At 67.1% G+C, this 16,981-nt stretch carries 15 protein-coding genes; 5 read left to right on the top strand and 10 right to left on the bottom strand.

What is annotated here, in order from left to right; genetic code table 11:
* The first annotated feature begins 56 nt into the window (after positions 1 to 56).
* Entirely contained in the window at positions 57 to 836 is a 780-nt protein-coding gene (locus AC06G6_RS02225; protein WP_479825941.1) for an enoyl-CoA hydratase, read from the top strand.
* A 158-nt stretch (positions 837 to 994) separates the two neighbouring features.
* On the opposite strand, the gene AC06G6_RS02230 is transcribed toward AC06G6_RS02225, so the two are convergent.
* Complete coding sequence (locus tag AC06G6_RS02230; protein WP_479825943.1) at positions 995 to 1,423, bottom strand: DUF1761 domain-containing protein; 429 nt, start codon at positions 1,421 to 1,423, stop codon at positions 995 to 997.
* Between the two features lie 173 nt (positions 1,424 to 1,596).
* Between AC06G6_RS02230 and AC06G6_RS02235 the strand changes: the two genes are divergently transcribed.
* Positions 1,597 to 2,994, top strand: a complete 1,398-nt coding sequence (locus AC06G6_RS02235; RefSeq protein ID WP_479825945.1) for an MFS transporter — start codon at positions 1,597 to 1,599, stop codon at positions 2,992 to 2,994.
* 120 nt (positions 2,995 to 3,114) lie between these two features.
* On the opposite strand, the gene AC06G6_RS02240 is transcribed toward AC06G6_RS02235, so the two are convergent.
* The 3 genes from AC06G6_RS02240 to AC06G6_RS02250 form a co-directional block, all read right to left on the bottom strand.
* On the bottom strand, positions 3,115 to 3,969 hold the full coding sequence (locus AC06G6_RS02240) for a helix-turn-helix transcriptional regulator (RefSeq protein WP_479825947.1): 855 nt from the start codon (positions 3,967 to 3,969) through the stop codon (positions 3,115 to 3,117).
* A gap of 78 nt (positions 3,970 to 4,047) precedes the next feature.
* Entirely contained in the window at positions 4,048 to 4,554 is a 507-nt protein-coding gene (locus AC06G6_RS02245) for a MarR family winged helix-turn-helix transcriptional regulator (protein WP_354349404.1), read from the bottom strand.
* A gap of 36 nt (positions 4,555 to 4,590) precedes the next feature.
* Positions 4,591 to 6,330, bottom strand: coding sequence for an AMP-binding protein (locus AC06G6_RS02250; protein WP_479825949.1), 1,740 nt, complete (start codon positions 6,328 to 6,330; stop codon positions 4,591 to 4,593).
* Positions 6,331 to 6,592: 262 nt separating this feature from the next.
* On the opposite strand from AC06G6_RS02250, the gene AC06G6_RS02255 reads away from it, so the two are divergent.
* Positions 6,593 to 7,759: an acyl-CoA dehydrogenase family protein gene (locus tag AC06G6_RS02255; protein ID WP_479828827.1), complete on the top strand. Its 1,167-nt coding sequence runs from the start codon at positions 6,593 to 6,595 to the stop codon at positions 7,757 to 7,759.
* A 34-nt stretch (positions 7,760 to 7,793) separates the two neighbouring features.
* Here AC06G6_RS02255 and AC06G6_RS02260 read toward each other — a convergent pair whose 3' ends face one another.
* Positions 7,794 to 8,468, bottom strand: a complete 675-nt coding sequence (locus AC06G6_RS02260) for a response regulator (RefSeq protein ID WP_479825951.1) — start codon at positions 8,466 to 8,468, stop codon at positions 7,794 to 7,796.
* A complete protein-coding gene (locus AC06G6_RS02265; protein ID WP_479825953.1) occupies positions 8,465 to 11,167 on the bottom strand; it encodes a DUF4118 domain-containing protein in 2,703 nt (900 codons plus the stop codon). The genes AC06G6_RS02260 and AC06G6_RS02265 overlap by 4 nt, the downstream gene beginning before the upstream one ends.
* Before the next feature lie 165 nt (positions 11,168 to 11,332).
* On the opposite strand from AC06G6_RS02265, the gene AC06G6_RS02270 reads away from it, so the two are divergent.
* The gene (locus AC06G6_RS02270) at positions 11,333 to 13,309 is read left to right on the top strand and encodes an APC family permease (RefSeq protein WP_479825955.1); all 1,977 of its coding nucleotides are present in this window, start codon (positions 11,333 to 11,335) and stop codon (positions 13,307 to 13,309) included.
* A 112-nt stretch (positions 13,310 to 13,421) separates the two neighbouring features.
* Here AC06G6_RS02270 and AC06G6_RS02275 read toward each other — a convergent pair whose 3' ends face one another.
* Positions 13,422 to 13,625 (bottom strand): cold-shock protein, encoded by a 204-nt coding sequence (locus tag AC06G6_RS02275; RefSeq protein WP_013599688.1) that lies wholly within the window; start codon positions 13,623 to 13,625, stop codon positions 13,422 to 13,424.
* Positions 13,626 to 13,783: 158 nt separating this feature from the next.
* On the opposite strand from AC06G6_RS02275, the gene AC06G6_RS02280 reads away from it, so the two are divergent.
* Positions 13,784 to 14,527 carry a glycosyltransferase family 2 protein gene (locus AC06G6_RS02280; protein ID WP_479825957.1) on the top strand — a complete coding sequence of 248 codons (744 nt, stop codon included), beginning with the start codon at positions 13,784 to 13,786 and terminating at the stop codon, positions 14,525 to 14,527.
* Between the two features lie 9 nt (positions 14,528 to 14,536).
* Here AC06G6_RS02280 and AC06G6_RS02285 read toward each other — a convergent pair whose 3' ends face one another.
* The 3 genes from AC06G6_RS02285 to AC06G6_RS02295 form a co-directional block, all read right to left on the bottom strand.
* Positions 14,537 to 14,704, bottom strand: coding sequence for a hypothetical protein (locus AC06G6_RS02285; protein WP_479825959.1), 168 nt, complete (start codon positions 14,702 to 14,704; stop codon positions 14,537 to 14,539).
* A gap of 92 nt (positions 14,705 to 14,796) precedes the next feature.
* Positions 14,797 to 15,735: an alpha/beta fold hydrolase gene (locus tag AC06G6_RS02290; RefSeq protein WP_479825961.1), complete on the bottom strand. Its 939-nt coding sequence runs from the start codon at positions 15,733 to 15,735 to the stop codon at positions 14,797 to 14,799.
* Between the two features lie 60 nt (positions 15,736 to 15,795).
* On the bottom strand, positions 15,796 to 16,938 hold the full coding sequence (locus AC06G6_RS02295; RefSeq protein WP_479825963.1) for an alpha/beta hydrolase: 1,143 nt from the start codon (positions 16,936 to 16,938) through the stop codon (positions 15,796 to 15,798).
* Between the last annotated feature and the right edge of the window lie 43 nt (positions 16,939 to 16,981).

Raw genomic sequence — 16,981 nt, forward strand, 5'->3', positions numbered from 1 at the left:
GGTCTGAACACCGACCAGCCGAACACCAAACTTTTTGAACAGCTGAGGGGACAGGCATGAGAGAGCAGTACACAAACATTCTGGTGGAGCGCCGTGGCCGCGTGGGGCTCGTGACGCTCAACCGGCCCGAGGCGCTAAATGCCCTCAACAAGGCCACCATGGACGAACTCGTGGCCGCCGTGTCGGCCATGGACGCAGACCCCGAGGTGGGGGCGGTCGTGCTGACCGGTTCCGCCAAGGCCTTCGCGGCGGGGGCGGACATCAAGGAAATGCAGTCCAAGGGCTACATGGACATGTATGCGGCGGACTGGTTCCGCGGCTGGGAGGACTTCACCCGGCTGCGCATCCCGGTGGTCGCGGCCGTGTCCGGCTTCGCCCTGGGCGGCGGCTGTGAACTCGCGATGATGTGCGACTTCATCATTGCCGGGGACAACGCCAAGTTCGGCCAGCCGGAAATCAACCTGGGCGTGCTCCCCGGCATGGGCGGCTCGCAGCGCCTCACCCGGGCGGTGGGCAAATCCAAAGCGATGGACATGATCCTGACCGGACGCTTCATGGACGCCGAGGAAGCCGAACGGGCCGGCCTCGTGTCCCGTGTGGTGCCGGCCGCGGACGTCGTGGACGAGGCCCTGAAGGCCGCCGCGGTGATTGCCTCCAAGTCCAAGCCGGTGGCGATGGTGGCCAAGGAGGCCGTCAACACCGCATTCGAAACCGGGCTGGCCCAGGGGGTGCTGTTTGAACGGCGGGTGTTCCACTCGCTGTTCGCCACCGAGGACCAGAAGGAAGGCATGGCGGCCTTCGCAGAGAAGCGCCAGCCGGACTTCACGCACCGCTAGCAAGGGACCCGCGGACCCTCCTGCGACGCGGGAACCGATCTGCGACGCGGGAACCGTTCTGCGACGCGGGAACCGTTCCATGATGCGCAAGAGCCCTGACGCTGCCGTATTCCGGTAGCGTCGGGGCTCTTGCGCGTCGCCAGGCCGGAGGTGCGTCGTCAGGCCGCGCTGATGCCGAACAGTCCGATAATGAGGGCCATCACCATGAGGGTCACGAGTTCGTGCGCGCAGTTCAGGACCGTCAGTCCGGCCGGGCGGCCCTCGAAGGCATCGTGGGTGATGAAGCGCGCGGCCGTGAACCCCGCCCACAGGATCAGGGCCGTGACCAGGGTGTTGACCAGGAAATCCCCGCCGTAGAAGTGCTGCGAGATGGCGGCGGCCCCGGCCAGCACCAGCGCGCTGACGAAGCTGACCACGAGGGTGATCAGGATCGGTTTGACGGCGTCCTTGGCGTCCCCGCTCGGGGTGACCTTGGCGACGCGCATCCAGTAGTTGCCGAACACCTTCGGCGTGTACCAGACGGACCCCACCACCATGCTGGACAGGGTGGCCAGCAGTACCGCCCAGATGTTGATCTCCGGGATCATGACGCTCCTCAGGGTTCAGAATTGGTTTCTTCCCGAAGTCTAGGGGACCGCCCGGGAGGTCCCGCGCTTTTCGGAACTACCTCTTTTGGGAGGTAGTTGGATGTCCATGCTTTTCGTTACGGTGAGCTAAGTCACAAAGCCGCGCATCGAGGCGGACATCAAAGGAGATTGCCATGACTTCAGTTTCACCGACTTCGCCGGCCGGGCTGCAAGCGCCGCCCAGCAAGAAGACGCTGCGCAAGGTTGCCTTCGCCAGCGCCGCCGGAACCACCATCGAGTTCTACGACTTCTTCATCTACGGCACCGCCGCCGCCCTGGTGTTCCCGGTCGTGTTCTTCCCGGCCCTGGGCGCCGCCGCCGGCACGATTGCCTCCTTCGGCACATTCGCCGTCGCCTTCTTCGCCCGTCCCGTCGGCGCCATCATCTTCGGCCACTTCGGAGACCGGATCGGCCGGAAGAAAACCCTCATCACCACGCTGCTCATGATGGGTATCGCCACCGTGATGATCGGCCTGATTCCGGACGCCAGCACCATCGGTGTTGCCGCCCCCATCCTGCTGGTGGTACTCCGCTTCGTGCAGGGCCTCGCCGTTGGCGGTGAATGGGCCGGCGCCACACTTCTGGTGGCCGAATATGCCCCCGTGGGAAAGCGCGGGCTGTTCGGCTCCTTCCCGCAACTCGGCCCGTCGGTTGCCTTCGCCCTGGCCAGCGGCACGTTCCTCCTCACCAACCTGACGCTGGGGGACAAGTCCGAGGCCTTCATCACCATCGGCTGGCGGGTACCGTTCATCCTCAGCGCAGTACTGGTTCTCGTGGGCCTGTGGGTCCGGCTGAGCATCGAGGAGACCCCGGTCTTCAAGAACGCCGCCAAGGTAACCCATACCAGCACCAAGCTGCCCATCCTCGAATCCGTCAAGCGCCAGCCGCGCGAAATCCTCCTCGCCGGCGGCTCCCTGACGCTCCTGTTCGCCTTCTTCTACGTTGGCACCGCCTACCTCACCAGCTTTGCCACGAGCCCCACAGGAATGGGACTGAGCCGGGTGGAAGTGCTGAGCACCGGCATGATCTCCTCCCTGTTTGTCGCCGCCGCCACCCTGGCCTCCGGCGTCCTCTCGGACCGCTTCGGCCGCAAAAAGGTCATCGCCACCTCCTGCATCCTCGCCGTGCCGTGGTCGCTCATGCTGTTCCCGATCCTCAGCGCGAACACCGTCTTCGCCTTTGGTCTGGGCCTCACCGTCACCCTGGTGATTTTCGCCATCGCCTACGGCCCTGCCGGGGCACTGCTGCCGGAGCTCTTTGAGACCCGTTACCGCTACACCGGCGCCGGCATGGGCTACAACCTGGCCGGCGTCGTCGGCGGAGGCATTGTCCCGCTCGTGGCGGCGCAACTCGCCGTTACGTCCGGTGCGTGGTCCATCGGGATCCTGCTCGCCGGGATCGGCGTGTTCAGCGTGCTCTGCACCCTGGCTCTGCCCAACCGCGAAAAGCAGGCGCTGGAAGACGGCGGTCCGCACACCTCCTCGAAGCATGTGGACGACGCAGCATTTATCGAGCCCGTCGCCGGTCCCTAGGGGTCTGAGCCGAGGCAACTAAGACAGCGGATTCTGGATTTGGGGGATCCGCAGTGGGGAGCGGGGCTGCCGGCAAACACCGGCAGCCCCCTCTGCGGGAGCAGGCACCGGCGGCCCCGCCTACGGGATGAGTCCCAGCCGGCGAGCCGCGGACACGGCCTCAAGCCGGTTGTGCGCGGACAACTTGGACATCGCGTTCTGCAGGTAGCTCTTGACCGTCACCGCTTTCAGGCCGAGGCGCTCAGCGGTTTCCTGGTACGAACAACCCAGTGCCACCTGCGCCAGCACATCGAGCTCACGGCGGGCCAGCCGGGCCGTCGGATGGATGCCGACAGCGGACGGCGGCGCCAGATGGCTGCCGATGATGTCCAGCTGCCGCGCCAGGTGCGGATCGGACACCGTGCCGGCGAGGGACCGCAGCTCGGCGTGGGCTTCCCGGACGTGCTCCAGCCAACTGCGGTCCTGGACCAGGGCGGGCGCGGCCCTGGCAGTATCGATGATCGACACCCGGCGGTCCACCTCGTCCCGGATCCGCAGTTCGGCGGCGATCTCGGCGGCCGCCTCCATCGCCTCGCACAGGGCGTTCTCGCCCAGCGGGGCGCTGTCCCTGCTGGCGATGTACAGCACCGCGCGCGACTGGCCGCGGACCACCACGGGGACGGCCGCCATGGACGTCAGGCGCTCCCGCCGGACGGCGAGATCGTATTCATGGGTGATTCCCTCGGAGGCAATATAGTCCTCGACCAGGAACGGCCGCCGCTGCGTGAAGACGCGGCCGCCGAGCCCCGTGCCCGGAACCACCTGCATCTGGTGCAGGCTGGACGTGGCGGTGCCCAGAAAATCCGTCAGCTGCAGCAGCTCGCCGCTGGCCAGTCCGGCGAAGAGCACAGCGGGCCGGAACCTGCCGGAGAGCAGGCGCAGGGAGGCGCGGAGCAGCTCCCGGTCATCGGGGCGGGAATAGGCGTTCGGCTGCATGAGTCGTCTCCTGGTGCCGCGGACCCCGCCACTGCGTTGTGACGGGACGTCAGTTCTGTTGAGGCCCTCCGGCCGGGGTTATTCGCTGAAATCGCCGGCGTTGCGGCGGAACGTGCCCAGGATCCGGATCAGCTGGTCGACATCCTGCTCCGCGAAGCCGGACTGGGCGAAGACCTCGGAGTTCAGTGCCGCCGTCGCCCTTTTAGCCAGCGTACGCCCTTCCTGGGTGAGTTCAATCAGGGTGGTGCGCCCGTCCGTGGGGTGCGGCGAGCGGATCACCAGCCCCGCGCCCTGCAGCCGGTCGACGGCGTTCGTCACCGAGGTGGGATGGACCTGCAGCAGCGCGCTCGCCTTGTTCATGGGCAGCGCGCCGCTGCGGGCAAAGCTCAGCAGGGCGAGCAGCTCGTAGCGGGCGAACGTCAGCCCGAACGGCTTCAGGATGCCCTCGATCCGGGCCAGCAGGATCTGCTGGGTCCGCATGATGGCGGTGATGGCCGCCATCGGTGCGGCGACGTCGGACCAGCCGTGCCGTTCCCAGTTCAGCCGGGCGTCGGCGATCGGATCACGCGGCAGCGGCGTTGCCACGGCACCCCCAGCGTCTCGTCCTGAATCTCATACGGTTCAGCCTAGCTTTTCGGCGGGGCTTTTCAGGCCGGGGAAGTCGGCTTCGGAGTACTCCGTGCCGAGCCCGGCCGGGACCGTCCCGCCGCCGTGGCGCAGTTCTTCGCTGTGCCGCAGCTCCACACGCCGGATTTTGCCCGAGATCGTCTTGGGCAGTTCGGCGAATTCCAGCCGGCGGATCCGCTTGAACGGGGCCAGGTGGTCGCGGCAGTAGCGCAGGATGTCCTCGGCGAGTTCCGGTCCGGCCTCGTGCCCGGCGGCCAGGACCACAAACGCCTTGGGCACCGAGAGCTTGAGCGGGTCCGGGGAGGGGACGACGGCGGCCTCGGCCACCGCCGGGTGCTCGATCAGCACGCTCTCGAGCTCGAACGGGGACAGCCGGTAATCGGAGGACTTGAAGACGTCGTCGCCGCGGCCCACATAGGTGATGATGCCGCGCTCGTCCCGGCTCGCCATGTCACCGGTGTGGTAGTAGCCGTCGCGGAATGCCTCCGCCGTCTTTTCGGGATCACCGTAGTACGCCTTCATCAGCCCGACGGGGCGGGGGTCGAGGCGCAGGCAGAGCTCGCCGTCGTCGCCCTCGTCACCCGTCGCCGGATCCACGAGCACGACGTCGTAGCCGGGCAGCGGCTTGCCCATGGCGCCGATCTTGATCGGCTGGCCGGGGGTGTTGGCGATCTGCACGGTGGATTCGGTCTGGCCGAAGCCGTCGCGGATGGTCTGTCCCCAGGCGCGCTGGACCTGGTCGATCACCTCGGCGTTGAGCGGCTCGCCGGCCGAGACCACCTTGGTGGGCGGGTTCTTCAGCAGGGTCAGGTCGGCCTGGATGAGCATGCGCCAGACCGTGGGCGGGGCGCAGAAGCTGGTCACGGACTCGCGGTCCATCTGCTCCATGAGTGCCTTGGCGTCGAAGCGTTCGTAGTTGTAGATGAACACGCAGGCTTCGGCGATCCAGGGTGTGAAGACGTTGGACCAGGCGTGCTTGGCCCAGCCGGGCGAGGCCACGTTGAGGTGCACATCGCCGGGTTCCATCCCGATCCAGAACATGGTGGACAGATGGCCCACCGGGTACGAGGTGTGCGTGTGCTCGACCAGCTTGGCCTTGGAGGTGGTGCCGGAGGTGAAGTAGAGCAGCAGGGTCTCGTCGGCCAGAGTGGGGGCGTCCGGGGTGAAGGCCTCGTCCGCGCCGGCGGATGCGGTGTACTGCAGGGCGGCTGTGTTTATGCCGGCGTCGCCGCCGATTTCGATCAGGGTGTAGTCGCCCGGGACCTCGGCGAACTTGGCGATATTGGCGCTCCCGACGGCGGCCCAGTTCGCGCCGCCGCGCTCCACCCGGTCCTTGAGGTCCGCGGGCCCCATCAGGGTGGTGGTGGGGATCATGACGATGCCGAGCTTGATGCCGGCGAGCATCAGTTCCCAGAGTTCCACCTGGTTGCCGAGCATGATGATCATCCGGTCACCGCGCCGCACACCCTGGCTGCGCAGCCAGTTGGCAACCTGGGCCGAGCGCCGGGACAGATCCGCGTAGCTGCGCCGCGTGGCCGAGCCGTCCTGCTCGACGATGACGAGGGCCGGGTTGTTCGCCTTGGCCGGGTCCGCCGCGATCTGGTCGAACCAGTCGAGGGCGAAATTGAAGTGCTCAAAGCGCGGCCACTGGAATTCCCTGCGCGCCGCCTCGTAGTCCGTGCGGAGGTCAAGCATGCGGTCGCGTGCTGCGCGGAATTCCTCAGTGACTGTCATGGTGCACCTTTCGAAGTCTGGTGGCGCAGCCGTTTCAAGCCCGGCGCCGTTGCCAGGTGATCACGAGTTGCCTAGTGATCACCATCACTATGCAATATACTAGGACATCCAAGGGTTTGGAAGAGCCGACCCGGTTCATGACCGGATCACTACGAAGGGATACATGCCCGTGCAGCCACAAGGACGTGCCAGCGGAGCGACCCTCACAGCGGAGACCACGCAGCGGCAGCCCGCCGCGTCAGCGGCGGAGGGCCCGGCCGGCATGGCGGCACCCCCGTTCCCGGACGCCGACCTGATGTACATCGTCGACCTGCTTCCCACGGAGGAACAGTTCCGCTACCAGGAAGTCCGTGACTTCCTCCAGTCCCGGATCCGGGCGGCCTCGATCGACTACTGGAACCGTGAGGAATTCCCCTTCGGGCTGGTCGCCGAGCTCGGCAAGTACGGCCTGGGCGGCCTGCAGACGGACGGAACGTCCAAGCTGTTCAAGGGCCTGATGTACGTCGAGGTGGCCCGCGCCGATGTGTCCCTCTCGGCCCTGGTGGGGATCCACAATGAGCTGATCGTCGGGATAATCGACCAGCTCGGCTCCGAGGAACAGAAAGCGCGCTGGCTGCCGGGACTTACCGCCCTGACGCAGATCGGCGCCTTTGCCCTGACCGAGCCGGAGCACGGCTCGGACATCGCGGGCGGCCTGGCCACCACGGCACGGCTGGACGGCGGGGAATGGGTCATCAACGGCGCCAAGCGCTGGATCGGCGCCGGCACCATCGCGGACTTCGCCGTCGTGTGGGCCCGGGACGTCGCGGACCAGCAGATCAAGGGCTTCATCGTGGAGACGGACCGCCCCGGCTACACCGCCACCAAGATCGCGAACAAAATCGGGCTGCGGATCATGCAGAACGCCGATATCGTGCTCGACGAGGTCCGCATCCCGAAGTCCAACCTGCTCCCAGGGGCCACGGACTTCTCCAGGGCCAATGAGCTGCTGCGCGATTCGCGCGCCTGGGTGGGCTGGCAGGCCGCCGGCATCCAGCTGGCCGCGTTCGACGTCGCGCGGTCCTATTCGCTGCAGCGGAAGCAGTTCGGCAAGGAACTGGCGCGCTTCCAGCTGATCCAGCAGCAGCTGGCCGAGATTCTGGGCAACGCCTCCGCGTCGCTGTCGCTGATGGCGCAGCTGGCCAGGATCCAGGAGGACGGCAAGCTTGAAATGGTCCAGTCCGCGATGGCCAAGTCCACCACCACCCGGCTGGCCCGGGCGTCGGTGGCGATGGGGCGTTCCCTGATGGGCGGCAACGGGATCAGCAGCGACTACGAGATGGGCAAGCTCTTTGGTGATGCCGAGATCCTGTACACGTATGAGGGCAGCTACGAGATCAACTCACTGATCGTGGCAAGGGCCGTGACGGGCAAGTCCGCGTTCGTGTAGGGAGGGCCCGGTCCCGGGGGACCTGCGGGGCCGGTCAGGGCATGAATCGGTAGCCGATCCCGGCCTCGGTGATCAGGTGCCGCGGCGGTGCGGCCTCGGGTTCCAGCTTGCGCCGGAGCTGGGCCATGTAGACCCGCAGATAGTTGGTTTCTTTGGCGTAGGCCGGACCCCACACCTCGGACAGCAGCTGCTGTTGGGTGACGAGCTTCTCCGGATTCCGGACCAGCACCTCCAGCATTTTCCATTCGGTCGGAGTGAGCCGGACGTCCTGGCCGTCGCGGAGAACGCGGCGTTTACCCAGATCCACAGTGAATGCTTCGGTAGTGATGAGCGGCGGAGGCTCCGCCTCAGCGCTGCGGCGCAGGAGGGCGCGCAGCCGGGCCAGGAGTTCGTCCAGCCCGAACGGTTTGGTGAGGTAATCGTCGGCGCCGGCGTCCAGCGCTTGAACCTTGTCCTCGGAACCATGACGGGCGGACAGGACCAGAATCGGCGCGGGGCTCCAGCCGCGGAGCTTCCGGATCACCGCCGCTCCGTCCATGTCGGGAAGCCCCAGGTCCAGGATCACGAGGGCGGGCGGCTGTTGCTGCGCAGCGTGCAGCGCCGAACGGCCGTCCGACGCCGTCGCGACGTTGTAGCCGTGGGCCTGCAGGGTGATCCGCAGGGCCCGGAGCAGGTAGGTGTCGTCGTCGACTACCAGCACGGCGGTCATACCGGGTCCGTCCCGGAGGCGAGGATAGGCGGTGCATGGTGGCGGCCGATGATCGCTGATTGCGGTTCCAGCGGCGCCTGCTCCGGCTCGGCGTGGAAAGGGGTGCCAGCTGACAGCGGAAGGCTGATCACCATGGTCAGGCCGCCGCCCGGCGTCGCTTCGGCGGTGAGTCTGCCGCCCATCGCTTCGGTGAATCCCTTCGCCACGGCCAAGCCGAGTCCCACCCCGGTTGCCTGCGTGGCATCGTCGAGGCGTTGGAAGGGGCGGAACATGTCCACGACCCGGTCCGCCGGGATGCCCGTTCCGTGGTCGATGATGCGCAGTTCACCGGCCGGGCGGCCGCTCACGGGTGCCGGGCCCAACAAGCCTGCTGATCCGGTCAGGACAATGTCGGATTCGGGGGCGTACTTGACGGCGTTTTCGACAATATTGGCCAGGACACGTTCAAGCATGCCCGGGTCCGCCTCGACCTCGGGCATGTTGGCCGGGAGCTCGACGCGCACCCGGCCCGGATCGATCCCGTGCAGACCGCCGGGTATGACCTCGTACCACCGCACCGGCCGCAACAGCGGCTTGATCGAGTCCGATGTGAGCCGGGACATGTCCAGCAGGTTTCCGACCAACACTTCCAGCCGGTCCGAACAGTCTTCGATGGTTGCCAGCAACTCCTGCTCCTCCTCCGGGGTGTAGCGGACGCCCTCCTGCCGAAGGCCTCCCACCGCGAGCTTGATGCCGGCCAGCGGAGTTCGAAGGTCGTGCGAGACGGCGCGCAGGATCGAAGTCCGCATGGTGTTGCCTTCAGCGAGCTTGAGGACTTCGGATCGGCTGGCCAGCAGTTGCTGGCGTTCCAGCTGAGCCATCAGATGGACAGCAAAGGCGCCGAGCAGGCGTCGGTCGCTGGCCGGCAGCACCCGGCCGGTCAGGACCAGGCAGGTGGTGTCATCGATCCGTTCCAAGGTGTCGCCGCGGATAGCTGCTGTTCCGGGGCTGTCCCCGGCGCCGCCGGAACCGACGTCCGGAGCTTCGCCGGCGCTGGCGATAAGCCGCCAGCTTCCACCCGGGCGGGTCACGGTTCCGGCGCCAGCCGGGAAAACGACGTCGTCCTGGCGGCTCAGAAGGGCCGCGCCCCGGACCTGGAAGACGTCCAGGGCTTGCTCCAGCAATCCCACAACCGTATCCTCCGAACCGGCTGCCCCGCGCGAGAGGTCCGCGAGGGTGGCGGCCTCCGCCCTGGCGAGTGCCGCTTCCTTGGAACGCCGTGCGGAGAGGTCCACCACGGTGGCGACTGCTGCGGACACCCCGACAAACACCAGGAGGGCCAGCACGTTCTCTGAATCGCTGATGGTCAGGGTCCCTACCGGCGGGGTGGAGAAGTAGTTCACCAGCAAGCTGCTCCAGAGCGCCGCGAGGACGGCGGGCCACAGTCCGCCGACCAGCGCTACCGCGACGGAGCCGGTGAGCTGGACCAGGACGGTGGTCGCCAGATTCTTGTCCGGGTTGACCGCCAGCAGGAGCTGCAGCAGGGCGGGAAGCAGGACGGCCATGACAAAACCTGTTGTGACGCGGGTGCGGCCCAGATTCCGCCGCCGGGGCACGTCCGGGCTTCCGCCCTCGGACGGCTGGGACACTATGTGAACGTCGATGGCACCAGCGCCGCGGACCACCCTGGCGCCGGTGCGGCCGCCGCGAAGGCCAGCCAGTAGTCCGGCCAGCCTGCCGCGGCGTGAGATTCCGACGACGATCTGGGTGGCGTTGACACTGCGGGCGAAGTCCAGCAGCGCTGCGGCCGGATCTTCCCCGGCCACCAGATGATAGCTGCCGCCAAGATCCTGGACCAGGCGCCGCTGTGTCTCGAGTTCCTGGGGAGATTCTGCCGCCGCACTTTCCGCCGCGCGTACGTGCACCGCCAGGAGGTCGCCCGCGTTGACCCGGTTGAGGATGCGCGCGCCGCGGCGGATCAGTGTTTGACCCTCGGGGCCGCCGGGCAACCCGACGACGACGCGCTCGCGGGCCGGCCAGCTGGCTTCGATGCCGTTCCCCGTCCGGTACCTTGCAAGTCCCTCGTCCACCCGGTCCGCCAACCACAGCAGGGCCAGCTCACGTAGGGCTGCCAGGTTGCCCGGACGGTAGAAGTTCGTGAGCGCAGCGTCGATCCGGTCTGCGGCGACGATTTTGCGGTCCGCAACGCGCTGCCGCAGGAGTTCCGGGGAGATATCAACGAGCTGAATCTGCCCGGCGCGCCGGGCGACTTCATCGGGCACCGTCTCCGCCGGCCGGACGTCGGTAATGGCGCTGACAACGTCGCGGAGGGATTCGAGATGCTGGATGTCTAGGGTGGACAGGACGTTGATCCCCGCCTCCAGAAGTTCATCAACATCCTGCCACCGGTGGCCGTTCCGGCTGCCCGGGGGGTTGGTGTGGGCGTAATCGTCGACAATCGCCGTGGCCGGGCCGCGTCGGAGGACTGCGTTCAGGTCCAGCTCCTCGAGGAAGACCCCGCGGTACAGGACCCGATTGGCCGGAATCAGCTCGAGCCCTGCCAACAGGGCGCGGGTGTCGCGTCGCCCCCGGTCCCGGGCGAACGCGACGACGACGTCCTCCCCGCCGTCGTGCAGCCGGTGCCCCTCACGGAGCATCGCGTAGGTCTTCCCGACGCCAGGTGCTGACCCCAGGAAGATGCGCAGCGTTCCACGTGCCATGGGGCCATTCTTCCATTTCACGCAGCCTTGGGCGGGGCAGCCCGGCGTCAAGGATTCGTCAAGATCCCCGTCCCGCCAGGGGCGGCGCGGGCGGCCGCTGCTAGTTTCGCATCTGAGAGCTGTGCGGCGCACCGCCATCTGAAACCGCGCCGTGAGGGAGGAAACATGACCACGCTGAGCAGGCCGCCGGCAGACCCGTCAGCCGCACGCCCCCGTGCCAGGACCACGGTGAAGAACTGGCTGCTGTTCGGGCTGCAGGACAGCAAGGGCACCCACCTGGGCCCGGGCGGGGTGCCCACGGCCCACGAGAGGAAGCACACCTGGTGGCAGGTGATGTGCCTGACCGGCGTCGACTACTTCTCCACCTTGGGATACCAGCCGGCGATCGCAGCGCTCGCCGCGGGCGTGATTTCGCCGCTCGCGACCCTCGTGCTCGTCGCCATCACGTTGCTGGGCGCCCTGCCCGTCTACCGGCGGGTGGCGGGCGAGAGCCACCGGGGCGAGGGCTCCATTGCAATGCTCGAGCGGCTCATGCCGCGCTGGGGCGGAAAGCTGTTCGTCCTGGTGCTGCTGGGCTTCGCCGCGACGGACTTCATGATCACCATGACGCTGTCGGCGGCAGACGCCACGGCGCACCTGATCCAGAATCCGGTAGCCCCCGGCTGGCTGCACGGACAGGACGTGCCGGTCACCCTGTTCCTGCTGGCGATGCTGGGCGCGGTCTTCCTCCGCGGCTTCAAGGAGGCCATCGGTGTCGCGGTCCTCATCGTCGCCGTCTACCTGGGACTGAACGTCGCAGTGCTGGCCGTTTCGGTCTTTGAGGTGTTCACGCACCCCCTTGCGGTGGACAACTGGTGGCAGGCAATCTCCACCTCGCACGGAAACCCGCTGCTGGCCGTCGGCTTTGCCCTGCTCGTCTTCCCGAAACTCGCACTCGGCCTGTCGGGGTTCGAGACCGGGGTCGCCGTCATGCCGCAGATCCGGGGGCACGCAGGCGATACCGAGGACCATCCCGCCGGCCGCATCCAGGGTGCCCGGAAACTGTTGACGACGGCGGCGCTCATCATGAGCAGCTTCCTGATTGTCAGCAGCTTCACCACCGTGGTGCTCATCCCTGAGCAGGAATTCCAGCCCGGCGGTGAGGCGAACGGCCGTGCGCTGGCGTTCCTGGCGCACGAGTACCTGGGTGTGGGATTCGGCAGCGTCTATGACATCAGCACCATCGCGATTCTCTGGTTCGCCGGGGCCTCCGCCATGGCCGGGTTGCTGAACCTGGTGCCCCGTTACCTGCCCCGCTACGGCATGGCCCCTGGGTGGGCCCGGGCCGTCCGGCCGCTGGTGCTGGTGTTCACGCTGGTCGGGTTCCTGATCACCTGGCTGTTCGACGCCGACGTCGACGCCCAGGGCGGCGCCTACGCCACCGGCGTGCTGGTGCTGATGACGTCCGCGGCGGTGGCCGTGACCCTCTCGACCCGACGTCAGCGGCAGCGCAAACGCACGGTCGGGTTCGGTGTTATTACCGTGGTGTTCATCTACACCACCGTCGCGAACATCATCGAACGTCCTGAAGGCATCCGGATCGCGTCGGTCTTCATCCTGGGGATCATAGTGATATCGCTGCTGTCGCGGGTCGGGCGTTCCTTTGAGCTGCACGCCACCCGCGTCCATCTGGACAGTTCGGCGCTGGAGTTCATGTCCGACGAACTCGACGGACCCATACGGATCATCGCGCATGAACCGCTCCGGCTCAGCCCTGAGGCGTACCAGCAGAAACTGGAGTCCGCCACAGAGGTCAGCCACCTGCCGCTGGACTACCGAGCACTGTTCCTTGAGGTGGTTGTGGACGATTCGTCCGACTTCGAAACGGAACTCGTCGTCCGCGGCATCACCCGGCACGGCTATCGGATCCTGGAAGTCCACGGACCCGTCGTCGCGAACACGATCGCGTCAGTCCTGCTCCACATCCGCGATGTGACAGGCCTGATGCCGCACATCTACTTCCGCTGGACCGAAGGCAACCCCATCACCAACCTCCTGCGCTTCCTGGCCTTCGGCGAGGGGGAAATTGCGCCAGTGACCCGCGAAGTGCTGCGGGAGGCGGAGCCGGACGTGACCAGGCGGCCGTGGGTCCACGTCGGCTGACACCACGGCGCCCACAACGACAGGCGCCCCGTCCGAGGAATCCTCGGGCGGGGCGCCTGTGGTCTTGGGGAAAGCATGGCGGCCGGATGGCCGGTGCTGCTATCCGGAGTATTTAGAGCGGGCGGATGTTCTCGGCCTGCGGGCCCTTCGGACCCTGGGTGACGTCGAACTCGACCTTCTGGTTCTCGTCCAGCGAGCGGTAGCCGCTGCTGGCGATTGCCGAGTAGTGGGCGAAAACGTCGGCTGACCCGTCATCCGGGGCAATGAAGCCAAAACCCTTTTCGGCGTTGAACCATTTAACTGTGCCTGTAGCCATGCCATATCCTTCTGAAATGCTGCTGATCTCCGGCGGCCCGGAGGCCAACGGCTGCGGAGACATTCGTCCGCTGTTGCTCAACCTACGGGGCCGGGGGCCGAGGTGCAAGGGTCCAACGGGGGTATTTCGTCCCGTTCCCGGACTATAGTCGGGGCAATATGACAACAATCTCGGTGGTTATCCCAACCCGGAACGACGCTGACATGCTCGCCGTCTGCCTTGCGGCACTCGCCCGGCAGACACGTCCGGCCGATGAAATCGTCGTTATAGACAACGCCAGCACGGACAAGACCGCGGAGGTCTGCGCCGCCGCAGGGGCCCGGCGGGTCGCCGTCGAACTCCCGGGAATCGCCGCGTCCACCGCATACGGATTCGACGAGGCACGCTGCGAGCTGATTGCCCGGCTGGACACTGACTCGATCCCGCCCGCGGACTGGCTCGAACGGGTTGAATCCATTCTGGAAAAGGCGGGCCCGCTGTCCGCCGTGTCCGGCCCCGGCGACTTCTACGGCGAAACCCGGTTCGCCCGGTGGGTGGGTACGAGCGTCTACATTCCCGGGTATTTCTGGGCCATCGGGTGGCTGCTGGGTCATCCTCCGCTGTTCGGCTCGAACTTCGCCCTGCGCTCGGACGTCTGGGACCGGATCCGGAACTCCGTCCATCGTGGCCTTCCGGCCGTGCACGATGACCTGGACATTTCCTACCAGATCCCGCCCGAAGTGACGGTGATCGCCGACCCCACCCTGCGCGTGCAGGTCTCCGCGCGGCCGCTGGCCAACTGGCACTCCGTCGGGCGCAGGCTTTCGATGGCGTGGACCACTTTCGGTATCGAGTTCAGGCAGGAGGGCCCGTTCCGGCGGCGGCGCAGCCGTCGTCAATGGGAACGCGAGCACCCGCGTTAGGGTGACAGCCTAGCCCCCGGCCGGACCTGCCCAGACACCAAAGGAACCGGCCCCGCCGCCTCCGCGGTCGTCGTCTTTGCCGCAACGTTTGCAGCGTTTATATAAAGCGCCGTCGTCGGCGTGTTCGATATGCCACTCGTGCCGGAGGTTCAGCTTGCACAGCCAGGTCTTGAGCATGGTCTTCTCCGATCGAATCGAGCGCCGGCGGAGGTCCCTACTCTCATCATGGCCTTCGTGCCGCCGCCGCAAAAGACCGAAAAGCTGGATTCCTAAGCCGACCCGTAGAGCGCGATCAGGTCCCGACTCATCTGATGCGGCGACGTTTCACTGGGGCTGTGTCCGCCCCGGTACACGGCGATCCGCGCGCCGATGGACTGCGCGAAGCGGCGGTGCAGCGCCAGCGGCCAGAGGTCGTGTTCCCCGACGGCAACGAACTTCGGCAGCGACGCCGCCGCCAGCACCGCCCTCAGATCCGGCGCGTGCTGCATCAGTCCGACGATGTCGCGCACCGAACTCCGGCGCGTGAAACGGAACCGGTGATTCACAAACCAAATCCGGTTGGGCGGGACACGCACGACGTTGACACGGATGCCCCAGATCATCAGCGCGGCCCCGACCCTCGGGCTGACCCAGCGACTGAACCATCCGATGCGCTGAACGCCGCGGAAGCTCTGGCCGGGTTCGGGCGGGCAGCTGAGCAGGGTGAGGCTGCGGAATTTTTCCGGCCGCCGGGAAAAGGCCACCTGGGCGATGATCGCGGCGAAGGAATACCCGACGACGTGTGCGGCCCCCTCGTCGGCGTCTAGCATGGCGAGCAGGTCGTCGGTAAACAACCCATAGTCGTAGTGCGCGCGGGGAGGCACGAGGTTCTCCGGCCCCGCCGCGGCGGATTCGTACTGGCCGGCGATATCGCAGCTCAGGACGAAATACCCGGCAGCGGCGAGCTCGGGCAGCATCAGGACAAAGTCTTCCTTGGACCCCGTGGCCCCGGGGATCAGGAGCACCCGCGGATTGCCTGGGGTGCCCATGGCGAGGGTGGCAAGCGGGCCGCTGGGGGCCTCGAAGATGCCCCGCACCGCACCCTCGGGCAGGACGGTCCAGTCCACGTCGCCCAGGGCGGCGTCCCGGCGGGCGGCCTCGTCAACCAGCGCCGATCCGAATCCCTCAGGATCCCGGTCGCCCCTTGCGTTGCTGTCGGCAGACACCATGGACTAAACATAGCCCGGGGCGGCGGCGGACGGGACCCGGTCGGGGCGGAGCAGCCGTCCTCAGGCCACTTTTCGCACGAAGGCGTGCAGCCGGCGGTACACTTCCTGCGACTCCGGGTAGCGGAAGTCCTGCTGCCAGGTGTGCTCGGTGTTGGAGTTGTCCCAGTCGTAGATGAGGCTGTCCACGGGGACGGAATGTTCGCGCAGCCGGGCAATGAAGTTCATGTTGGCGGCGTAGAAGAAGTCCCGTTCGGAGGTGGTCACGAACACCGGCGGAAAGCGCGAATCCAGCCATTCGATCGGGGAGAGGAAGCCTGCGCCCTTGCGGAGGGCCTCGAGCCGGCTGGGACCGGAGCCGGCAAACCTGCTGCCAAAGCCGCCACGCATCCCCCCGCCGATGCCGCGGCTCCGGCCGCCGGATCGGAGGCCGGGAAGCAGCATGCGGACGAAGTTCAGGCTGAGCACGAAGCCCTTTTCGAAGAAGACGGAGAAGTCCACCACGCTGCAGTGCTGGACGAGCCCCTTGAAATCGGACGCCGGAACTGCAGGAGTGAGGCCGTGGTGCCGCGCCAGTTCCGGCCGGAAACTGGCGGCGGTCAGGAGGGCCGCGATCTGGCCGCCGGCGGAGTCGCCGCCCAGCACAATCCGCGATCCGTCCCCGCCATCGCCGGCGATGTTTTCCCGAACCCAGGCCAGCGCGGCGTTGGCGTCCGCCAGGACGTGGGCCATCTGGAAACGCGGAGCCTTCCGGTAGTTCACGTTGACCACCACCATGCCGCCCTCGGCCTGGCTGGCGCAGTATTTGGTCAGCGAGGCCTTATCCCCGGAGGTCCAGCCGCCGCCGTGGAAGTACACGTAGACGGGCAACGCCCCCGGCGGGCCGGCTGGTGTGGTGCCGGCTGCCGTGGTGCCGGCGGGCAGGTGGGGGGTGATGACGTCGAGGCGGTGCGCCCGGATGCCGTCGCCCACGAAGTCGATGTCGTGGACGTAGTCGACGCCGGTGATCGGGTCGACGTTGAAGCGGGAGTTCTCGCTGGCCTTCACCGAGTGCATCAGCACCCGCCAGGTCCACACCGGAACCCGCCGCAGGACGTTTCTCGCCTTGCGGGCCAGGGCGAAGGAGCTGCCGGATGGTTGCGGCCGGTGCCGGGACAGCTGCAAGGGCGACTCGTGGTGCGTTGGCTGGTGGGCCGGTGTGATCATCACCCAATTCTATCTGGCACGCCTGTGCTACAGCTGTGAGGGC

It is taken from the genome of Arthrobacter sp. CJL-S3, assembly GCF_056711635.1.

Bases quoted from the DNA above. Each gene is read 5' to 3' on its own strand.
- AC06G6_RS02225 (WP_479825941.1), top strand. From the start codon at position 57: ATGAGAGAGCAGTACACAAACATTCTGGTGGAGCGCCGTGGCCGCGTG.
- AC06G6_RS02230 (WP_479825943.1), bottom strand. From the start codon at position 1,423: ATGATCCCGGAGATCAACATCTGGGCGGTACTGCTGGCCACCCTGTCC.
- AC06G6_RS02235 (WP_479825945.1), top strand. From the start codon at position 1,597: ATGACTTCAGTTTCACCGACTTCGCCGGCCGGGCTGCAAGCGCCGCCC.
- AC06G6_RS02240 (WP_479825947.1), bottom strand. From the start codon at position 3,969: ATGCAGCCGAACGCCTATTCCCGCCCCGATGACCGGGAGCTGCTCCGC.
- AC06G6_RS02250 (WP_479825949.1), bottom strand. From the start codon at position 6,330: ATGACAGTCACTGAGGAATTCCGCGCAGCACGCGACCGCATGCTTGAC.
- AC06G6_RS02255 (WP_479828827.1), top strand. From the start codon at position 6,593: ATGGCGGCACCCCCGTTCCCGGACGCCGACCTGATGTACATCGTCGAC.
- AC06G6_RS02260 (WP_479825951.1), bottom strand. From the start codon at position 8,468: ATGACCGCCGTGCTGGTAGTCGACGACGACACCTACCTGCTCCGGGCC.
- AC06G6_RS02265 (WP_479825953.1), bottom strand. From the start codon at position 11,167: ATGGCACGTGGAACGCTGCGCATCTTCCTGGGGTCAGCACCTGGCGTC.
- AC06G6_RS02270 (WP_479825955.1), top strand. From the start codon at position 11,333: ATGACCACGCTGAGCAGGCCGCCGGCAGACCCGTCAGCCGCACGCCCC.
- AC06G6_RS02275 (WP_013599688.1), bottom strand. From the start codon at position 13,625: ATGGCTACAGGCACAGTTAAATGGTTCAACGCCGAAAAGGGTTTTGGC.
- AC06G6_RS02280 (WP_479825957.1), top strand. From the start codon at position 13,784: ATGACAACAATCTCGGTGGTTATCCCAACCCGGAACGACGCTGACATG.
- AC06G6_RS02285 (WP_479825959.1), bottom strand. From the start codon at position 14,704: ATGCTCAAGACCTGGCTGTGCAAGCTGAACCTCCGGCACGAGTGGCAT.
- AC06G6_RS02290 (WP_479825961.1), bottom strand. From the start codon at position 15,735: ATGGTGTCTGCCGACAGCAACGCAAGGGGCGACCGGGATCCTGAGGGA.
- AC06G6_RS02295 (WP_479825963.1), bottom strand. From the start codon at position 16,938: ATGATCACACCGGCCCACCAGCCAACGCACCACGAGTCGCCCTTGCAG.